Genomic DNA, 855 nt, shown 5'->3' with positions numbered 1-855 from the left:
ACTTTTTGCAGGTCTTTGCGCCTGGCAAAGGGGCCGTTGGCCTCGCGGTAGCTAACTACAGACTTGGCCAGCGCCGGGCCGAGGCCGGAAACATGGGTTAAAAGCTCCACGCTGGCCGTGTTAAGCTCTACGCCAACGGCGTTGACGCAGCTCTCTACAACATCGGTCAGGCTTTTTTTCAATTCAGTCTGGTCTACGTCATGCTGATACTGGCCCACACCAATGGCCTTGGGGTCGATTTTTACAAGCTCGGCCAGCGGGTCCATAAGCCTGCGCCCAATGGATATTGCGCCGCGCACGGTGAGATCGAGGTCAGGAAACTCCTGCCGCGCAATTTCGGACGCAGAATATACGCTGGCGCCGCTTTCGCTAACCATAATCACGGGCAGGCTAAGGCCAAGCGAGCGTACTAAAGTTTCTGTTTCGCGCCCGGCTGTGCCGTTGCCGATTGCTATTGCCTCGGGCGTGTATTTTTCTATTAGCGAGCAAATTTTGCGCCCGGCGCTTTTTTGTTGTTCGTCGCTCATTACATGGATGAGGTCATGGTGCAGGAGCGAGCCCTGCGCATCAAGACAGACGATTTTGCAACCGGTGCGAAAGCCGGGGTCGATGGCAAGCACGCGCTTTTGTCCCAGGGGCGAGGCCAGCAGCAACTGGCGCAGGTTTTGCGTAAAAACGGTAATGGCCTCTTTTTCGGCTTGCTGGCGCAGGCTGCCGCGCAGCTCGGTTTCTAGCGATGGCGCAAGCAGGCGCTTGTAGCCGTCGTCCACAGCTTCGCGCACCTGCAAGCCAGACGGTGAACCGTTTTTTACAAAGATACGGCGTAGCTCCGCTTGGGCTGGGTCAGCCTCGGGC

At 57.5% G+C, this 855-nt stretch carries 1 protein-coding gene; it reads right to left on the bottom strand.

Going from position 1 to position 855, the window contains the following annotated elements; all coding sequences use genetic code 11:
• The coding region (locus DV872_RS26185; RefSeq protein WP_233516455.1) for a helix-hairpin-helix domain-containing protein at window positions 1-770 on the bottom strand (770 nt) is incomplete at its 3' end.
• Window positions 771-855 lie beyond the last annotated feature (85 nt).

Origin of the sequence: Oceanispirochaeta sp. M1 (assembly GCF_003346715.1) — a bacterium.
In the GTDB taxonomy this organism is placed as follows: Bacteria; Spirochaetota; Spirochaetia; order DSM-2461; family DSM-2461; genus Oceanispirochaeta.
Note: the sequence above shows the minus strand (reverse complement) of the source record. Positions and strands in the feature narration are given on the sequence as shown.